Origin of the sequence: Candidatus Viridilinea mediisalina, from assembly GCF_002532535.1 — a bacterium.
Classification (GTDB): Bacteria; Chloroflexota; Chloroflexia; order Chloroflexales; family Chloroflexaceae; genus Viridilinea; species Viridilinea mediisalina.
This window is the reverse complement of the sequence record NZ_NQWI01000011.1, coordinates 36,569-53,476: the sequence shown is the minus strand read 5'-3', so window position 1 is coordinate 53,476 and position 16,908 is coordinate 36,569. Positions and strand designations below refer to the sequence as shown.

Annotated in this window: 11 protein-coding genes and 1 tRNA gene; 3 read left to right on the top strand and 9 right to left on the bottom strand. The window is 59.1% G+C overall.

Annotated features, from left to right (window positions below; translation table 11 throughout):
- Positions 1-96: 96 nt before the first annotated feature.
- Together CJ255_RS04115 and CJ255_RS04110 are read right to left on the bottom strand one after the other, a co-directional pair.
- Positions 97-3,639: a GAF domain-containing protein gene (locus CJ255_RS04115; protein ID WP_097642823.1), complete on the bottom strand. Its 3,543-nt coding sequence runs from the start codon at positions 3,637-3,639 to the stop codon at positions 97-99.
- 76 nt (positions 3,640-3,715) lie between these two features.
- Entirely contained in the window at positions 3,716-4,882 is a 1,167-nt protein-coding gene (locus CJ255_RS04110) for a Yip1 family protein (protein ID WP_097642822.1), read from the bottom strand.
- Positions 4,883-5,054: 172 nt separating this feature from the next.
- On the opposite strand from CJ255_RS04110, the gene CJ255_RS04105 reads away from it, so the two are divergent.
- Positions 5,055-5,492 carry an Hsp20/alpha crystallin family protein gene (locus CJ255_RS04105; RefSeq protein ID WP_097642821.1) on the top strand — a complete coding sequence of 146 codons (438 nt, stop codon included), beginning with the start codon at positions 5,055-5,057 and terminating at the stop codon, positions 5,490-5,492.
- A gap of 256 nt (positions 5,493-5,748) precedes the next feature.
- On the opposite strand, the gene CJ255_RS04100 is transcribed toward CJ255_RS04105, so the two are convergent.
- From CJ255_RS04100 to CJ255_RS04075, 6 genes are all read right to left on the bottom strand, one after another.
- The gene (locus CJ255_RS04100) at positions 5,749-6,933 is read right to left on the bottom strand and encodes an anaerobic glycerol-3-phosphate dehydrogenase subunit C (RefSeq protein WP_097642820.1); all 1,185 of its coding nucleotides are present in this window, start codon (positions 6,931-6,933) and stop codon (positions 5,749-5,751) included.
- Positions 6,934-7,034: 101 nt separating this feature from the next.
- On the bottom strand, positions 7,035-8,279 hold the full coding sequence (gene glpB, locus CJ255_RS04095) for a glycerol-3-phosphate dehydrogenase subunit GlpB (protein ID WP_097642819.1): 1,245 nt from the start codon (positions 8,277-8,279) through the stop codon (positions 7,035-7,037).
- A gap of 216 nt (positions 8,280-8,495) precedes the next feature.
- Entirely contained in the window at positions 8,496-10,190 is a 1,695-nt protein-coding gene (gene glpA, locus CJ255_RS04090) for an anaerobic glycerol-3-phosphate dehydrogenase subunit GlpA (protein WP_097642818.1), read from the bottom strand.
- 232 nt (positions 10,191-10,422) lie between these two features.
- Positions 10,423-11,919 (bottom strand): glycerol kinase GlpK, encoded by a 1,497-nt coding sequence (glpK, locus tag CJ255_RS04085; protein ID WP_097642817.1) that lies wholly within the window; start codon positions 11,917-11,919, stop codon positions 10,423-10,425.
- A 136-nt stretch (positions 11,920-12,055) separates the two neighbouring features.
- Positions 12,056-12,796 carry an MIP/aquaporin family protein gene (locus tag CJ255_RS04080; protein ID WP_097642816.1) on the bottom strand — a complete coding sequence of 247 codons (741 nt, stop codon included), beginning with the start codon at positions 12,794-12,796 and terminating at the stop codon, positions 12,056-12,058.
- A gap of 9 nt (positions 12,797-12,805) precedes the next feature.
- A complete protein-coding gene (locus tag CJ255_RS04075) occupies positions 12,806-13,810 on the bottom strand; it encodes a GHMP family kinase ATP-binding protein (RefSeq protein ID WP_245863171.1) in 1,005 nt (334 codons plus the stop codon).
- A 216-nt stretch (positions 13,811-14,026) separates the two neighbouring features.
- Between CJ255_RS04075 and CJ255_RS04070 the strand changes: the two genes are divergently transcribed.
- Positions 14,027-15,154, top strand: a complete 1,128-nt coding sequence (locus CJ255_RS04070) for a sensor histidine kinase (RefSeq protein WP_097642814.1) — start codon at positions 14,027-14,029, stop codon at positions 15,152-15,154.
- Between the two features lie 68 nt (positions 15,155-15,222).
- A tRNA-His gene (locus tag CJ255_RS04065) sits at positions 15,223-15,297 on the top strand.
- A gap of 108 nt (positions 15,298-15,405) precedes the next feature.
- Here CJ255_RS04065 and CJ255_RS04060 read toward each other — a convergent pair.
- Positions 15,406-16,842 (bottom strand): DNA-processing protein DprA, encoded by a 1,437-nt coding sequence (locus CJ255_RS04060; protein ID WP_097642813.1) that lies wholly within the window; start codon positions 16,840-16,842, stop codon positions 15,406-15,408.
- Positions 16,843-16,908: the final 66 nt, after the last annotated feature.

The following is a 16,908-nucleotide window of genomic DNA, read 5'->3' as shown; positions in this document are numbered from 1 at the left end:
AATGGGCTTTCGCGTTCTTGGTAATGCGGCATGTTCAAGGGTAATTGGTATAAAACCCGCTGTTGGGGCTGCGCCCCAAACCCCCGCCGGGCGGATCTACGAGGCTGGCCCTAGCGGCAAGGTAAAGAAAAAGGTACTACCCACACCTAGCTCGCTCTCGACCCAGATGCGTCCGCCGTGGGCCTCGACGACCAATTTGCAGAAGGTGAGCCCCAAGCCGGTGCCGGTGCTACGCGCATTGCCTGCTTGGCCAAACTTGGCAAAGATCTTCTCAAGATCGGCAGACGCAATTCCTTGCCCCTCATCGCGCACGCTGAAGCGCATCTGCTCGGTATTAGCCGTTTCGGCTAAGAGCCAAACTGTACCTGAGCGGGGGCTAAATTTGAGCGCGTTATCGAGGAGATTCTGCAAGACGCGCAGCAGCAACTCCTCATCGGCAAAAACGTGGCTCAGTTCAGTCGCAACCTGATGGGTGATGACAATACTCTTGCTGCGCGCAATCACCCCCATCCGATCCACCGCCTGGGTTAGTACGGCATCAATGGGGAGCATCCGCCGATTCAGGGGCATGCGCCCACCTTCAAGGCGACTAATATCGAGCAACAGGTTGACCATATTGAGTAGATGTTGGGCGCTCGTGTAGGCAATCGAAAGAATCTCGCGTTGGGTCGGATTGACCTCACCAGTAATCCCGCGAAAGATCATATCAATTGAGGTCATGACACTGGTGAGCGGACTACGCAGATCGTGAACCATCATGTTGGTGAGATCATTCCGCAAGCGTTCCGTCTCTTTAAGGGCCGTAATATCGCGCATGGTCAGCAGCAGAGGCCAGGGGCCATGCTCATCAGCCTGCTCGGCATCGCTCGGCAGCCCATCGCGGCTGGCACGGAGTACCGTCCACTCCAAGCTGCGTGCGCCAGGTGCGGTGCCATTCAACTGACCTGAGCCAAACTCCTGTTCGCCATTGGCGACAGCGGCCACTTCGATCCAGAGTTGGTTCAGTTCTGTACGGACAAACTTGGCATGGGTCTGCCAGCGATCCAGCAGGGTAGCCATAGGTAACGCGGTAAGATCGCTTACATTGGCAGCCTTCACCGTCCAAGCGGCACTATCAGCCAACTGCACAAAGGCTCCATTGGCCACGGCGACGCGCCCCTCTTCATCGAGCAGCAGCATGCCCTCACGGGTCGAAGCCATAATCGAAGCAAACTGGTCGCGGCCTTGGCGCACTGCCGCCAGCAACCCGATGCTCTCGACTGCGGTAGCGGCTTGGCTGGCAAAAAGAATCAGGATCTCAATGGTCGCCTCATTGGGCATACCTTCGCCATAGCCCACACAGATCGCCCCCAAATCCTGGCGCGAACCGCGCAACGGAATGGCGAGCATCGTCTCGCTATGGCCATCAGGGGTAGCAAGACGCCGCGCTGGGCGACGGGTCGTAAAGGTCTCATGCGCCAGCGGCAACACCTCGCCAAGGGGGTCATTGCCGGTATGGAACGTCTGGTAGAAATAGAGCTCATCGGCAGTCGTATCGGCTATCACCACTGCCGCCCAACGAGCATCACTCAACTCCTGCATTCCGCGTGCCGTCAATTCATAGATCTGCTGCGGCGAGCGCAGGGTGGTACTAATCGCTCGACCCAAGCCATTCAGCGCCAGCATACGATTGAGGCTCTGCTGCTGACTGGTATAGAGGTAAGCATTCTCGAGCGCAGCGGCAGCTTGGTTGGCCAGAATCTCCAGCACCTGCACCTGCTCGGCACTTGGACGCTGGCCATTTTCGGGATCGGTAAAGACCAACAACCCCAACAGTTCACTGCGGCTATCGCGTAGCAAGCAGAAGAGCATATCATTGGGCTGCCAATCGCCACTCCGTGTTGCCGACGGGTTGGGGGGAGCGAGGCTGGCATCAGGCTCATCATGGGCGACTTGGTCATGCCACCGTTCCACCAGATAGGTCACATTCCCGCGTTGCAACTCAGGGCGCAGCAGCGCATCAAGCTGAACCAGTGGCAGACGCTGGGCCCGCTGCTGAAGATGCTGCGGCAGGGGACTCGTAGCGGCCACCTGCTCAAGATAGGGGGCTTTGGTACGTTCACGGCGCACCAGCGCAATCATGGCACTCCCAAAGCCAGAACTGCTCCCCACCAAGCTCACAATCTGACTCAACAGATCGGTAAGGGGCCATTCGGCACGCAAGGTATTGGCAGCGCCCAGAATAGCGTGCAAGCGTGCATTGAGCTGATCCAACTCTTGCACCCGCCGGGTGAGCGCCTGATCCAGCGAGGCAAAGCGATTGGCATTCTCCAGCGCAATAATCGCTTGGTCGGCCAGAGCCTCCAGCAAGCCACAATCGGCCTCAATGAAGGGCGCATTATTGCGCCGATTGAGTACCTCAAGCACCCCACGCACGCCATCGCGGCTCTTGAGCGGCACCGCCAAGATCGAGCGCGTGACAAAGCCGGTATTGCCGTCAAGCCGCCGGTAAAAGCGCCCATCGCCACGGGTATCATTAACAATCGCTGGTTGGCCACTACTCGCAACATGGCCTGCCACGCCAGTACCGGGTGGCAGCCGTTGGCCGAGCAACTGGCGACCCGCCGGGCCAGCGGCATAGTGAAAGACCAATTCACCAGTAGCTTCATCGAGCAGCAGGAGTGAACTCTCTTCAGCCGCCAAAAGATCGGGCGCCAGTTCGAGGATCAGAGTCGGAACCGCTTCGGGATCAAGGCTCGAGGTAATCGCCCGACTCAGCTTAATCAGCGTCTCGCGCTGACGCACCTCCTCAGCGGCCCACTCATAGCGTTGCGCGCCATAGAGCAGTGGGCCCGCTTCAGCCGCAAGCCACTCAAAGAGCTGGCACGTCGCCGGATCGGGCTCGGTGTGCGCCTGATCACTAAAGGCAAAGAGGGTACCAAAGATGACGCCTTGATCGCACAGGGGGGCACCCATCCATGCCAACATCGGCAGCGGCACCATATCCTGAAAGCTCGAAATACCTCTCCGCGCACACTCCTCGGCATAATCAGCAGTAACAATGAGGGTTCCATCAACCATAACCGCGCTACTAAGGCTACTGCCGCCTCGCCAATAGATCTGACTGAGCCTTGCATCGGTATTGAGCTGCAGATAGGCCAACTCTGTCCACTCACTCTCGCGGTAGCGCAGCGTAATGCCCACATTGGTAAAAGGCAACACCTCCAGCGCCAGCCTGCAGAGCTCAGGCAACAAGGGGGCTAACGTCTCACGACCACGCAACGCCTCAAGGTACGGACGGAGGGCGGCTTGGTGGCGTTCCAAGGGCGTCGGGGCGCGTTGCAGCGCCAGCGCCATAGGCCCAAGGACGGCAGTCAGCAGCGTTATGGCCTGCATCCGCTCAGGCTGAGGTGGTTCGACAGCCAACAGCAACCAGCCAAGCCCTTCACCTGCCGCCTCAAGGGGCAGCCGCACCGCAGCCTGCACATCCACCGCTGGCTCATCGCACCACTGGAGCGCCGTCGGGATGTCAGGCACAAGCCCCTGGAGCGCCGCAAGGGCGTGACGAGTTAGGGAGACGCGGTCGCAAGCAGTCACAAGCAGGGGGAAGTAGTGCTGCACGATGCTGAGCGCTGGTGTTGCGGGCGAAGGGGCTTGCATAGGTGGGCCTAATCTACAAGGCGCGATCCAAACTAAACTCTATTTTAACGCTTTTTGGAGTTTCGACAAGGGATGTTCAGCCACCGCGCCAACCAATAATCAGCGCGGCCCCTCCAAAGAGGAAGGTGAAGGCCAAAACGATAACGAAGATGGTTGCAAGCCAACTGGCTAGGGCGCGCAGCATCCCGGTCAGTTGCGCTTCGGCCAAACCTATCAGACTCAGCCACGCGGCCCAGAGCCAGAGGCCGAGGTGCATCAGGTTTGCACCATTGATCACGACCTGCTCGAAAGGATTGGTAGGGCGCTGAAAGGTCGCTTCGGGCCAAAACAGGATTTGCACAAGCCACAAGGGCAGGCCCAAAATGAGTGGCGCAGTGGCCCAAGCCAAGGCAGCCCGTACCCGTCCGGCTGCGGCCCGTCCACCCAAGAGCCACCCGCCGGTACGGAGCAACACCCCACCCACTTGGAGGCCGAGCATCCCGAGCAGCGGGCCAATCACAATCGCTACCCCTAAGACCTCACGCGAACCAAGGGACGCCCCCAGATCGCTCCATGCCATTGCTGCCAGGTAGCCACTCACCCCGGCCAAGGCCGCGAGCAGCCATGTCTCGCCTGTCGAGCGCATGGCAATAGCTGAACGCATAGCCCGTCGCGGCTGGTGCCATAAGGTGAACCATGGATTGGCATACTCAGCTTGAACTGGCAGACACGCAGGCGCAGAAGCAGGTGCTGCAACCAGCGCCGCAGGTACAGGCGCAGGTGGGGCCAACGTAGCCAAGCGGCTTGGCTGTTGGCTATGAGTAGGACGCAGCGGCACAGCCGCTGGTCGTTCAAGTGTCGCTGCTGGGGCAGTAGGCATGGGCGCTGCTCTGGTTGCTGCACCTGATGGCATAGCAACCGTCTGACGCACAGGCGCTGAAGCAGCACTAGGTTGCACCTTAGGGGCGAGCTCACGTGCAACGGGCTGCTGCCGCGCTGCCGCCTGAGCAACCTGTTGGGTGCGGCGGGACTCCAGCGCTTGCAGACCACGCCGGGCCGCCCGATGCTCTGGATCGAGCGCAAGTACCCGTTGCAAACAGTACCGTTGCGCCTCGGGCTCCGGCAGCGTCCCCGAAAGCCAGAGCCAAGCCTGGAGATCTTGCGGATTCGCACGCAACGCAGCAATCAAAAACCGCCGCGCTCTTACCCGATCACCCGCCCGCAACGCCGCAATCCCACGGCTGGTCAGTTGATCCGAGGCCATGCACTCTTCCCCTTTACCATCGCACAATTATAGCATGACCATATAACACAGCTCTAATATTGCTTCGACGCTGATCTAACATTCCTACCCTATAGTGTTCTCACGCGGGAAAACAAGTCTCCCGCCCTAGTTTACAAAGGAACTCGCAATGAACCATAGAGGAGGTACCCGTATGACAAACATCACCCGTTGGGATCCCATTCAGGAAGCAGTGACCTTGCGTGAGGCGGTGAACCGCCTGTTCGAGGAGAGCTTCGTGCCTAGCACGCCAGCGCGGGGTGGGCTAGGGGTGGCAATGGATCTGAGCGAGACCGCCGATAGCTACATCATTGAGGCAGCGGTACCCGGCCTCAAGGCCGATGATCTCAACATCACCTTTGAAAACGGCATCCTCACCATTAGCGGCGAGATCAATCAGAGCGAGGAGAGCAAAGAGCGCAACTACCACCGCATCGAGCGCCGCTTTGGCCGCTTCAGCCGCAATGTCTCGCTGCCCAGCAGCGTGCGCGGCGATGCCATCACGGCCCACCTTGAGCATGGCGTGTTGCTACTCAATGTCCCCAAGGCCGAGGAGCTCAAGCCGCGCAAGATTACGGTCAATGTGAGTTAAGGAGCGCCTGGCGGCTATGGGTAGGCGGGAGCCGTACTCCCACAGTGGGTTTTAGGGCGGTAGCCCTAAAACCCACTGTGGGAGTACGCTCCAAACCTCGTTTTTTGTTCTGTTGTGGCGGCTTCGCCGCCACAACAGAACAAAAAGAGTTTTTTTGGGGGAGGCGAAGCCTCCCCCAACCCCCCACCGGAGGGTTAACGTAATGCGTATGGGCTACGCCCCAAACCACGCTCCACCAACAAGATGCTACACCTGCCTATAGCTCATACGCCTCAGCCAAGAGCTCAATGGGATGCTTGGTCGCTACTCCGGTCGCATGGCTGATCTGCCAACGACATGTCTCACTATCGCACAGCGCCAAACTGCTGCCCGTCTGCGTGATAAAGCTGAAGAGCGGACGGCCAACCGCTTGTGCAAGGGCATACTTCTCACGCTTCAAGCCATACGTTCCCGCAATGCCACAGCATGATGCAGCCGGACTGAGCTTCAAGCGTAGCCCCGGAATCATAGACAATACATCAACCACTGGTTGGCCGATACGATGAGCGCGGTACTGACAGGGCATATGGTAGGGCAGTTCCTGTTCCAAGGGGCGAACAGCATCACACAACTCCCCCCGCTCCGCCAAGTGGCGCAAAAACTCAAAGATGTCGTAGGTCGCTGCGGCTACTGCCTGCACCTCGTGGCTGTGGAGATCCAACAGTTCCGGCGCTTCCTCCTTGAGCGTCAAGGTACAACTCGTACTCGTACCCACAATTGGGACGCCTGCCTGCACATAGGGCCATAGGTGGCGCACATTGGCCATGTGCGCCCGCCGCGCCGCCGCGAAGTCGCCATTTGAGAGCAAGGGTAAGCCACAGCAGTTTTGTGGCGGCACCAGCACCTCGTAGCCCTGCCGCGCCAACACCGCGAGTGCCGCAGCGCCCACATGCGGCTCATAGGCCCGTGTCGCGCATCCGTGGAAGTAGACCACCTGCTTGCCTCTGCCCAGCCTCGGTTGCTTGCGTGCGCGAAAGGGGTAGCGCGTTGCGCGGGGCAGCGGCGCATGACGATGAATACCCAAGCACTGCTCCGCCAGCCAGCGTGTTCCGGCCCAACCGAGTAACGCATTGACTAACGGCGCTTGTGGCCCAGCACTCAGCCGCCCAATCAGATCGGTGTGCGCAATCAGCCAATTGCGGAGCGGCAAACCCCGTTCAGCCACCATCTGCGCCCGTGCCCGCGCATTCAACTCGGCAATCGGCACCCCCGTTGGACAGACGAGATTGCAGATGCGGCAACCCGAACAGTAATCCACCGCAGCATCAGGCACCGGCTGGCCTACACGCCGGAAACGTTGCGCCTGCGGGCCCACATACTTCGGCCCCGGAAAGCGATCACTCACCGCCGCGACCGGACATGCGTTGGTGCAGATATTACATTTGATACAATGGTCTAGCATATTATGAGGAACTGAGGAACTGAGGAACAGGGGAACAGAATCTGTTCATCTGTTCATCTGTTCATCTGTTCATCTGTTCATCTGTTCATCTGTTCATCTGTTCATCTGTTCTTCTGCTCTTCTCCATAGCCCGTCGCCAACGCCACCCCCTCGCGGCAACCCTCGCGTAGTTCATCGTAGTGGGCCAAAGCGCCGCCCACTACCGCCACATTCTCATAGACCACACGCCCCTCGGCGTCGAGTGGGCGCAACTGCGGATCAACCGCAATGCCCGCTTGGAAGATGGGGTGACCCCCTGGCGCAAAGAGGAGCGGATCGAACCACTCTGCTCGGCTGTATGGTTTAGCCACCGGCAGCCCCAGTGCCGTCTCAATGATATGCCCATGAGCATCGCTGCGCAAGCCCCCGCCCAGCATCCCACCCGTCGCTAAGACCCAGCGGCGGGCGCTGTGGCGCTGTTCACGCGCTGCCGCACGACTATAGACCGCCACAAGCTGTTGACCCTCTGCTTCGGCGCGTACCACCCAACCGCCCACCTGCATGCGTACCCCGGCAGCCAACGCGGCCTGCTCAAACACATGGAAGAGCCGCAGCCCAGGCACGGATGTGGGCAGGGTGGGGATTTCAAAGATCAGCGCCCCACTCAGTGCTTGCAATTCAGCCACAACTGCTGGCGCTTGGTGCAGCCCCAACACCCCCGGCAAACCAATGCGCCGATAGCCGCCCTGACGCACATGGGTACGCAACTGTTGCCCAATGTTAGCCCGAACATGCGCCTGTTCAAAGCATTGAGCCACATGCAGCGGCGTACATTCACGCTGCCGCTCGCCTGGAGGCATCTGCAGATAGCATCCCGTAGCCGCATAGCCCTGGGCCCGCAGATTCTCGGCAATCAGGGGTGGAAAGAAATCGCGCAACTCACGCAGGCCCGCAATCAGGAGCGGCCCATCAGCCAACTGACGCGACTCACCGGCCACCATCGTCAGCGGCACCAAGCAAGTCGAACGCAACGCCCCCAATGCGGTTGGCAAACGCAGCCCCCGTTCCCAACCCCCAACCAACGGATAGCCAGCGGCAGCAGCGAGGGTACGCACCCACTCCAACCCGCGTTGCAAAGCCTCCAGCCCAACCAAGGCATAGGGATGCTGGGGGCGAGAGCGAACCAATGTAGCCAATGCCGACAATGGCGCATCGCCCGCAGCCCACACATCCACACAGCCCGCCGTCCAGCCGCTGGCACCATAGCCCTTGGCAAGCACCAACACCCGCTCACCCAGGGCTGCGCGCCTCAGGGCTGCGCTCAACCCAGCCAAACCCGCCCCAATGATAATCGTGTCGTAGTGCATCGCGCCCCATAGGAGAGCATTACGCTAATCTCCTACCCCCTTGAGTCCAGCCACGCGCTCAACGCATCCATACTCTCCAAAGCGAAGAGTGCCTCACCCAACGCAAGCAGTTCATCCGAAATTTCATTTTTGTTCGGTTTTGGCGGCGAAGCCGCCAAAACCGAACAAAAATAGTTTTTTTGGGAGGCGCAGCCTCCTCCATCCAATGTAATATTATCAGCTATCGGCTATTAGGTCCACCCCCAACAGCCCCACGTAGATCTGTTCATCCAAGCGGGCTTGACGCAACTGATCGCCCCACAAGATGGGCAATGCGCCTTTCCAACGGGCCTGTAGGAAGTCGCGCAGGGCCATATTTGGATCAATGGGGGCATCCTGCGCCTGGGTCTGCTGCACTTCGTACAACAATGCTGCTGTGCGGTAGACACACCAGCCCCCTTGACACGGCCCCATACCTACCCGCAACGTTCGCCGGATGTCGTCTAGCGTATGGATGCCTTGTTCCAATGCGGTTAGTACCCGCGCTCGGGTGACCAACTCACACTCACAGATCAGGTCACCTGCCGCTTGGCTCTGCTCCACTGCGCCCAGATGCTGGCCTAGGTAGTAGTAGTCTGCATCCAACCCTTGGATCTCGTTTTGCCCCCATGGTTGGGCGAGACCATTGATCGGCCAGGTGGCTTTGTGTTCCGTTTGAGCGCCATAGCGCGCCGCTGCGCCGCGCAGGGGTGGCAGATGCGCCCGATGCTCGGTTGCGGGCACAGGCAACACCTCGTGCGCCGTGCGGCAAGGCTGAAGCTTACCGAGCCGCTGGGCCACCAGGTTTACCGCCTCTTCTGCCATGAGCCGATAGGTTGTCCACTTGCCCCCGACAAGCGAAATCAGGCCCGCTACCCCATCGCGCTCACGATGGTCGAGTAGCTTAAAAGTGCGCGGAATGGCGCGATCAGCGCCCCCACGTTGCCCGGAATCCTGATAGAGCGGTCGCACCCCTGCCCACGCCCGCAGCGCCCGATAGCGGCTCAAGCCTGGGATCAACTTCTCACCCTCAGCCAGCAGCAACGCAACTTCGTGCGCCTCAATCCCATAGTGATCGGGATCAGGCACATGCAGATCGGTGGTACCAAGCACCGCCACGGTATGGATGGGCACAATAATGTCGCCATCAGCCGGATATTTACAGCGATTCACCACCGTATTGACCATGCGGTGGTTCATGGCCACCATTGTGCCTTTGCCCGCCACCAGGGTGAGTTGCACCCCTGCCAGTGCGGCAACCCGTCCGGCCCATGCGCCACTCGCATTCAACACATAGGCACAATCAATCCGCTGCTGCTCACCACTACGCCGATCGGTCACCACCCCGGCCACCACACGATCCCCCATGCGGATCAAGCGCTCAAGTTGGTGGTAAGAAAAGATGCGCGCCCCAGCGCTTTCAACCGCCAGCGCAAGTGATCGTGCGGCTAAAAACGAATCGGCACTGCCATCATGCAGCTCAAAGGCCCGCGAAATCGCCCGGTTGAGCAAAGATTCACGGCGCTGCAACTCGGCCAAGGGCAACTCCTGCACCGCCACCCCCGCCGCATGGCAATTGGCCACAAACTGATCAGCGTAGTCCGCATCGTCCCAGGGGGTGACCACAAACACGCCCGAAGTATCCTCCAAACAATGGGGCATAATCCGCCGCAGGATGACATTCTCCCTAGCGCACTCGCGGGCCGACTGGGGATCACTCGTCACATAGCGCCCGCCCGAGTGCAACAAGCCGTGGTAGCGCCCAGTGGTGCCACTCGCCAGATCGCCCTTTTCTACCAAGATGCAACCAATCCCGCGCAGGGCCAAATCGAGGGCACAGCCAAGCCCGGTCGCCCCGCCGCCAATAATGAGTACTTCGGTCTCGTAGGGCATGGTGTCCTCCTTAAGGGAAGCGGATGTTGTGGATTGCCCCGTTGCTTGGCCACCCTGAGCGAAGGTTCGGAGGAACGTTCCTGTTTGCTCCATAGGTAGTGCCGACTTTAGTCGGCTTCCCAGTGCTGCCAAAGTCCTCAGCCGACTAAAGTCGGCACTACGATGCCTGCGAATATGTACTATTCAGCATGACAGGCTGCTGGGGTACGTAACAATATCCGCTTCCCTAATCTCAATCCACCCACTCAAACGTCCGCGTTACTGCGCGCTTCCAGCGGGCAAAGAGGCTCTCACGCTGATCAACGCTCATGCTTGGCTCCCAGGTGCGATCCATCTGCCAATTGCGCCGCATGGCCCCCAGATCTTCCCAATAGCCCACCGCCAGCCCTGCGGCGTAGGCCGCCCCTAACGCGGTCGTCTCGGCCACCTTTGGGCGCACCACCGGCACGCCCAGAATGTCGGCTTGGAACTGCATGAGCAGATCATTGCCCACCATGCCCCCATCAACCTTCAGAGCCTGAAGCGGCACCCCGGCATCTTGGGCCATAGCCTCGGCCACCTCGCGCGTCTGGTAGGCCGTCGCCTCCAAGGCGGCGCGCGCAATATGGGCCTTGTTGGTGTAGCGCGACATGCCCACCAACACCCCACGCGCATCGGCGCGCCAGTAGGGCGCAAAGAGTCCCGAAAAGGCGGGGACAAAGTAGACCCCACCGTTATCGCTGACTTGGCGGGCCAAGCTTTCACTCTCGGCGGCGCTGCGAATGATCCCCAAATTGTCGCGCAACCACTGGATCAGCGAGCCGGTCACCGCAATGGAACCCTCTAGTGTCCAGACGGTAGCCTCGGTACCAAAGCGATAGCCCGGGGTGGTAATCAGCCCGTGCTGCGAGGGTACAGGTTGGCTGCCGGTATTGAGCAGCATAAAATTGCCCGTACCATAGGTATTCTTCGCTTCACCCTGCTGGTAGCAGGCTTGGCCCACAGTGGCCGCATGCTGATCCCCAAGGATACCTGCCAACGGCACACCCGGCAGCAACGTGCGACACTCGCCATAGAGCCAACTGGAGGGCATAATGGTTGGCAAGAGCGCCCGTGGAAGATCAAAAGCCGCGAGCAAACCGTCGTCCCATTCCTCCGTGGCCAGATCCATCAAGAGCGTGCGGCTGGCATTGGTCACATCGGTGATATGCAAGCCCCCCTCAACGCCGCCGGTAAGCTGCCAAGCCAGCCAGGTATCAATCGTTCCAAAGGCAAGCTCCCCGGCCTCAGCCGCTTCCCGCGCCCCTGGAATGGTATCGAGCAACCAACGCAGCTTGGGGGCTGAAAAATAGGTAGCGATGGGCAAACCCGTCTGGGCACGAAAGCGATCCTTGCCCTCTGCGCCCATCAACTGATGGCAAAGCGCCGCAGTGCGCGTATCCTGCCAGACGAGAGCATGATGCAGCGGCACACCACGCTTGCGATCCCAGAGCAACGTCGTCTCACGCTGATTGGTCAAGCCAACCGCTGCGACATCCTCTGGCCCCAAGCGCGCCCGCGCCAACGCCCCCGTAACCACCGCCTGCGTCGCGTGCCAAAGCTCCTCTGGATCATGCTCAACCCAACCAGGCTGCGGAAAGATCTGACGATGCTCCCGCTGATCCGCCGCCACCACCCCACCCAAACGATCAAAGAGCATACAACGGGTACTCGTTGTGCCTTGATCAATTGCTGCAACATAGCGTTTCATATGATTGCCTTAGCTCGTTTTGGGTTGGGTTGGGGCGGCTTCGCCGCCCCAACCCAACCCAAAACGGTTTAGGATCGCAAGCCCCGCGTTGAAGCGGCAATCTGCAATCTACCATCTACAATCTGAAATGGTATTCTCACAGCCCTACGGCCCATGCCACCAAGGTTGCGAGCAGGCCGCCCACCAGCGGCCCCAGCACTGGCACCCAGGCGTAGCGCCAATGGCCTGCAACCTTTGCGCTGATGGGGAGAAGTGTATAGGCCAAACGTGGCCCCAGATCACGGGCCGGGTTGATCGCATAATGGCTCGACCCACCCAGCGCCAAGCCGAGACCCCAGAGTACCGCGCCAACCAGCAGAGGTGCTATCCCAAGCTCCAGGTTGCCACCAAATGGGCTACTCGGACTATAGAGCGAAAGGAGTACATAGACCAGCACAAAGGTCGCAATGATCTCGCTAATCATATGGGCACTAGGCGGGCCAACGGATGGACTAGTGCTAAAACATGCCAAGCTGCGTTGCGCATCGTTCGTCACCGCCCAATAGGGTAAATAGGCCAACCAGACCAGCAGCGCCCCCAAGAACGCCCCACTCAGTTGCGCCAGCATATGCAGCAACGCATCAACGAGCGCAAGCTCACCCCGCAGCCAAAAGGCCAGCGTCAACGCCGGATTCAACTCAGGCGTTGGGCTCCCCGCCGCCTGAGCCACCAGCATCCCTGTGGTGATACCCAAGGCCCAGCCACCCGTCACCCCAAGCCAACTTGTGCCCAAAGCCCGTGCCCGCGTCTGGTTGAGCAGCGCACTGGCCAGCGCCCCGTTGCCCAACAGCACGAGGATCATCGTTCCCAGTAATTCACCGAGGAAAGAGGAGGGCATACAGTTTGCCTATGGCTCCTCAACACTCCAAGCTTGCACGCCATGGGTCACAAACGAGAAGGGCCGCACCTGCACCCCCAGTTCACTTAAGGCTTCTTCTAGCTTGAGGCGACAATCAAAGGGACAGGCAAAAACCATAAAGCCGCCCCCGCCAGCGCCGGTAATCTTGCCGCCCCAGGCGCCGTGGCGGCGCGCCAACTCATAGACCTCATCAACCAGCGGGGGCGCAATATGGGGCGAAAAGGCTTTCTTCACCTCCCAGGCATCGTGCAGCAAGCGCCCAAAATCGGCAATTCGCAACTCACGCAACAAGCGCGTCGCCTCATCCACAAACGCCTTCGTCTCATCATGGTAGCGCAGCGTATCGCCCTTCACCAAACGCTGCACCTGATCCTGCATGAGATGATGACGCATCATTTCACGATCACCAATGTAGCCAATGATCAGACAACTCTCCAACTCAAGCAGGGCCGTCGGATCGGTCAGCACCGGCTCAACAATCACCCGCCCGCGCCCAAAATGGTAGACACACATACCCCCAAAGACCGCCGCATACTGGTCTTGACGCCCACCAGGAATACCCAGATCAACCCGCTCAATGCGATAGGCCAACTCGGCCAGTTCATGGGGATCATAGCTTTCGCCAGCAACCCTATAGAGCAGTTGCAGCATACTGACCACCAATGCGGACGAAGAGCCCAGCCCACTACCGGGGGGCGCATCGCTAAACATCGTCATACGATAGCCCGGACGATCAGGGCTAAAATCAGGGCGCAGATGGGGCATCGCATCCAGCACCGCCTGTGGCAGCGCCAAGCGCCCATCCCAATCACGCCCGCTCACCAAGCGGCTCACCTCTTGCAGATCAAGCGAACGAATCGTCAAACCGGGATGCACACTCGCATTGAGCATACAGCGCACATAGAGGTTAATGGTGCAGTTCAGCACCTTACCCCCATACTCTTCAGCATACGGACTGACATCAGTCCCCCCGCCAAAAAAACCGATACGCATCGGAGCGCGAGCTTTATAGATCTTCAAGGTTATCTCTCTAGGAATGGTTTGGGTGTGACCAACATGTGTATCTAGGGGGAGTACGAGGGAACCAGGTTCCCTCGCACTCCCCGACAGGGGCAGTATACCGCAAGATGCCCCTCTAGTAGTGAGAGTTCCACTCTAGGCAATGATCTTACTACGGCACAGCGGCCCAAGCATGCCATACTGCTACCTATGGGTCGCTATCGCGTGATGCGTCGAACATGTCATCGTTGCCATCAGGCCGCAGCAGTGGTGAGGTTGCAGCAGCAGATCGTTGAGTTACAGGCGCTGAATGTGGCGCTGAATGAACGTGTGCAGGCAAGTGCGACAGTGCTTACCCGTGCGCTCGTCAGTGAAGAACGTTACCGCCGCCTCTTTGAGGCGAGTATGGATGCAATCGTGATCACTGATGACACCGGGATTTACCTTGATGCCAATGACGCTGCGGCTGCACTCTTTGGGCTTGCGCGTGAGCATCTGATTGGCCGGCGTGATGCGGAGCTGCGTGAGGATCAAGGCCCAGATGCCATTGAGCATCGCCAACAATACTTAGCCACTGGGCGCGATGCGGGCGAATTTGTCTTCCGGCGGCCTGATGGCAGCCTCCGGGTAGCCCAGTATACTGCCGCACGTCTGGGCGATAATCTGCACCAAAGCATCCTGCGCGATATTACCAGTGGTCGTGAGGCTGAGTTGCGTTTGCGTAGCTCGCTGGCAGAAAAAGAGATTCTGCTCAAAGAGATCCATCATCGCGTCAAGAATAACCTGCAGGTCATTGCTTCGATGCTGCGCCTACAGAGCGACCAGATTGCTGATCCATATGTGCGCGATCTCTTTCTCGAAAGCCAGCGGCGCGTGCGCGCCATGGCCCTCGTGCATGAACGGCTCTACCAATCGCCCGATCTCGCCCGCATCAATCTGGCCTTATATGTACGCTCGCTAGTTGCCGATCTGCAACGCGCCTTTCACTCCCTTGCGGCTCATGTGGTCTTCCATAGTGAAGTCGAAGTCATCCAAGTTGACGTTGATCAAGCCATGGCCCTTGGGCTGATCCTCAATGAACTGATTGCCAATTGTTTGAAACACGCCTTCCCCGCTGGGCAAGCGGGAACCATAACCATCAGTGCCCGGCGTCGCCCAGGCGAGGCACTGCTGCTCACGGTAGCCGATAATGGCACCGGCCTGCCCGCAGAACTCGACCCTGAACAGACCGCCTCAATGGGTCTCCAGATTGTTACGGCCCTCGCCACCCAAATAGGCGGCACCCTGACCTGGTGTGGTCACCCCGGCACCTGTGTGACCCTAAAAGTACCAGCTTGAGTGAAGCCCAATGCCTTGCAAATTTGACACATTCCGCGTGCATATGCTACAATCGCCCTCAGCGTGTGGTGCCTGTAGCTCAATGGCAGAGCACCTGACTGTGGATCAGGATGTTGCGGGTTCGAGCCCCGTCAGGCACCCCATCAAACAGACCGGCTGGTCAATTGACCAGCCGGTCTGTTTTTGCTCATACAACGAGTAGGGGTAGCTTGAATGAGGCAAACAAAGTAGTCTGAATTCATCCCTTTGGATCACAACACAGGTTTATTGGTATCGAATAGTGGTAATACCTGTGATGTTGAGACGTTAGCGACATATCGAACAGGCTTCTGTAGCTTCTTTACAATGCCCTGCTCGGTAGCACGGCGGAGCCACGTCTGTGCCTGTTTTAGTTCGATCTGAAAAAGCTCGGCTACTTCACGGTCGGTGCGCGGCTTTGCGAGAGCCTGCTCAAGATAGGGCCATACCACACCAAAGAGATCGTGCATAGCGCCATGCGCTAGAGCCAACTGCTGCTTCCGCTCCTCGGTCAGATGAGCGGTTGACTCGGCAATGCGAGACGATGAGCGAGCAGGCTCATGTGCGATGTTCCTTGCCGAGCATCTGTCGGCAGTGGCAGGTTGCGCCTCAACGCTCTGCGTAGCCCGTGTAGCATCTTCCTCTGTCGGCAGCGGTACTGCTCCTGATCCTGCATCTGATGCTGGCTTGATAGGCTGAAGGTGGAGTCCAATGTTGCTTGCAAACTCCCGCCCGTTAAGCCAATCTTCAACGCTTACCCGGCGCTCAAGCACGTCACGATCAACACTGTACCCACCGAGTTCGATCAGGCGGCGATTACCCGGAAGCTGCGGCTCTTCGTTTCGCACAAAGAGCGGTACCCATCTGTGCTTGAGGTTTTCAGTCGCACCGTTCCAAGTGCCGCCCTTCTCCAATGTGGCACTCACTACCAGTGCGAGATCGCTGAGGGCATAGATTGCCTTGTTCCGACTCATCGCATTGCCTGCGTTAAACCCAGCGTTAGGATCAAAGGGTGAAATGAAGACCAAGCGCCCCTCACAGATCGCAGTGCGATATTTCCGTGTGACCGCAGCACGTGCCAAGCTATCAGCTAGGACGCCGATAACGACTCCTTCAACCTTGATCGCAGCATCCATCGCAGCACTGTCAACTCCACGGGCTCCCCCAGAGATAACCGGAACTCCCTGCCTGCTACATGCCAGCGCAACTGATCGAGCAAAATCAAGCCCACGTTCGTCCGGGTCGCGTGAGCCGACAATGGCAAGGCCACCCCGCTTGAGTAGTCGCTGCTCACCGACACCATAGAGGATTGGTGGTGCATACCTCCCCAGGCGAGTGCGTAACGCACGGGGATAATCCGGGTCACTGCGGCTAATGACCCAGAGTCCCTTATGTGTCCAAGCCTCAACCGCCAAAGCCAATGCGGCACCCCGCGAGACGAGGCTTTCGACACGGTGACCCAAGGGCATTGTTGCACCAGCCATCTGCACCCGATCCAAGCCTTCGGGCTGGAGCAAGTCGGCTGGTCGCATCTGTTCACGCTGAAGCCACTGTGCTACTTGGTTGTACTCGCCCTGTGTGAGCGGTGCCTCTTGTGCACGTGACTGGCCAAGACTTCCACAGAGGAGCAGGATGGCCTGCGTGTCGGATGTAAGTACATGACTAGTCATCGCTGCCGATTCTCCCTAACATTCATCTCAAATCGTGCTTTACTCCATTGTACATGCCTTCGGCGC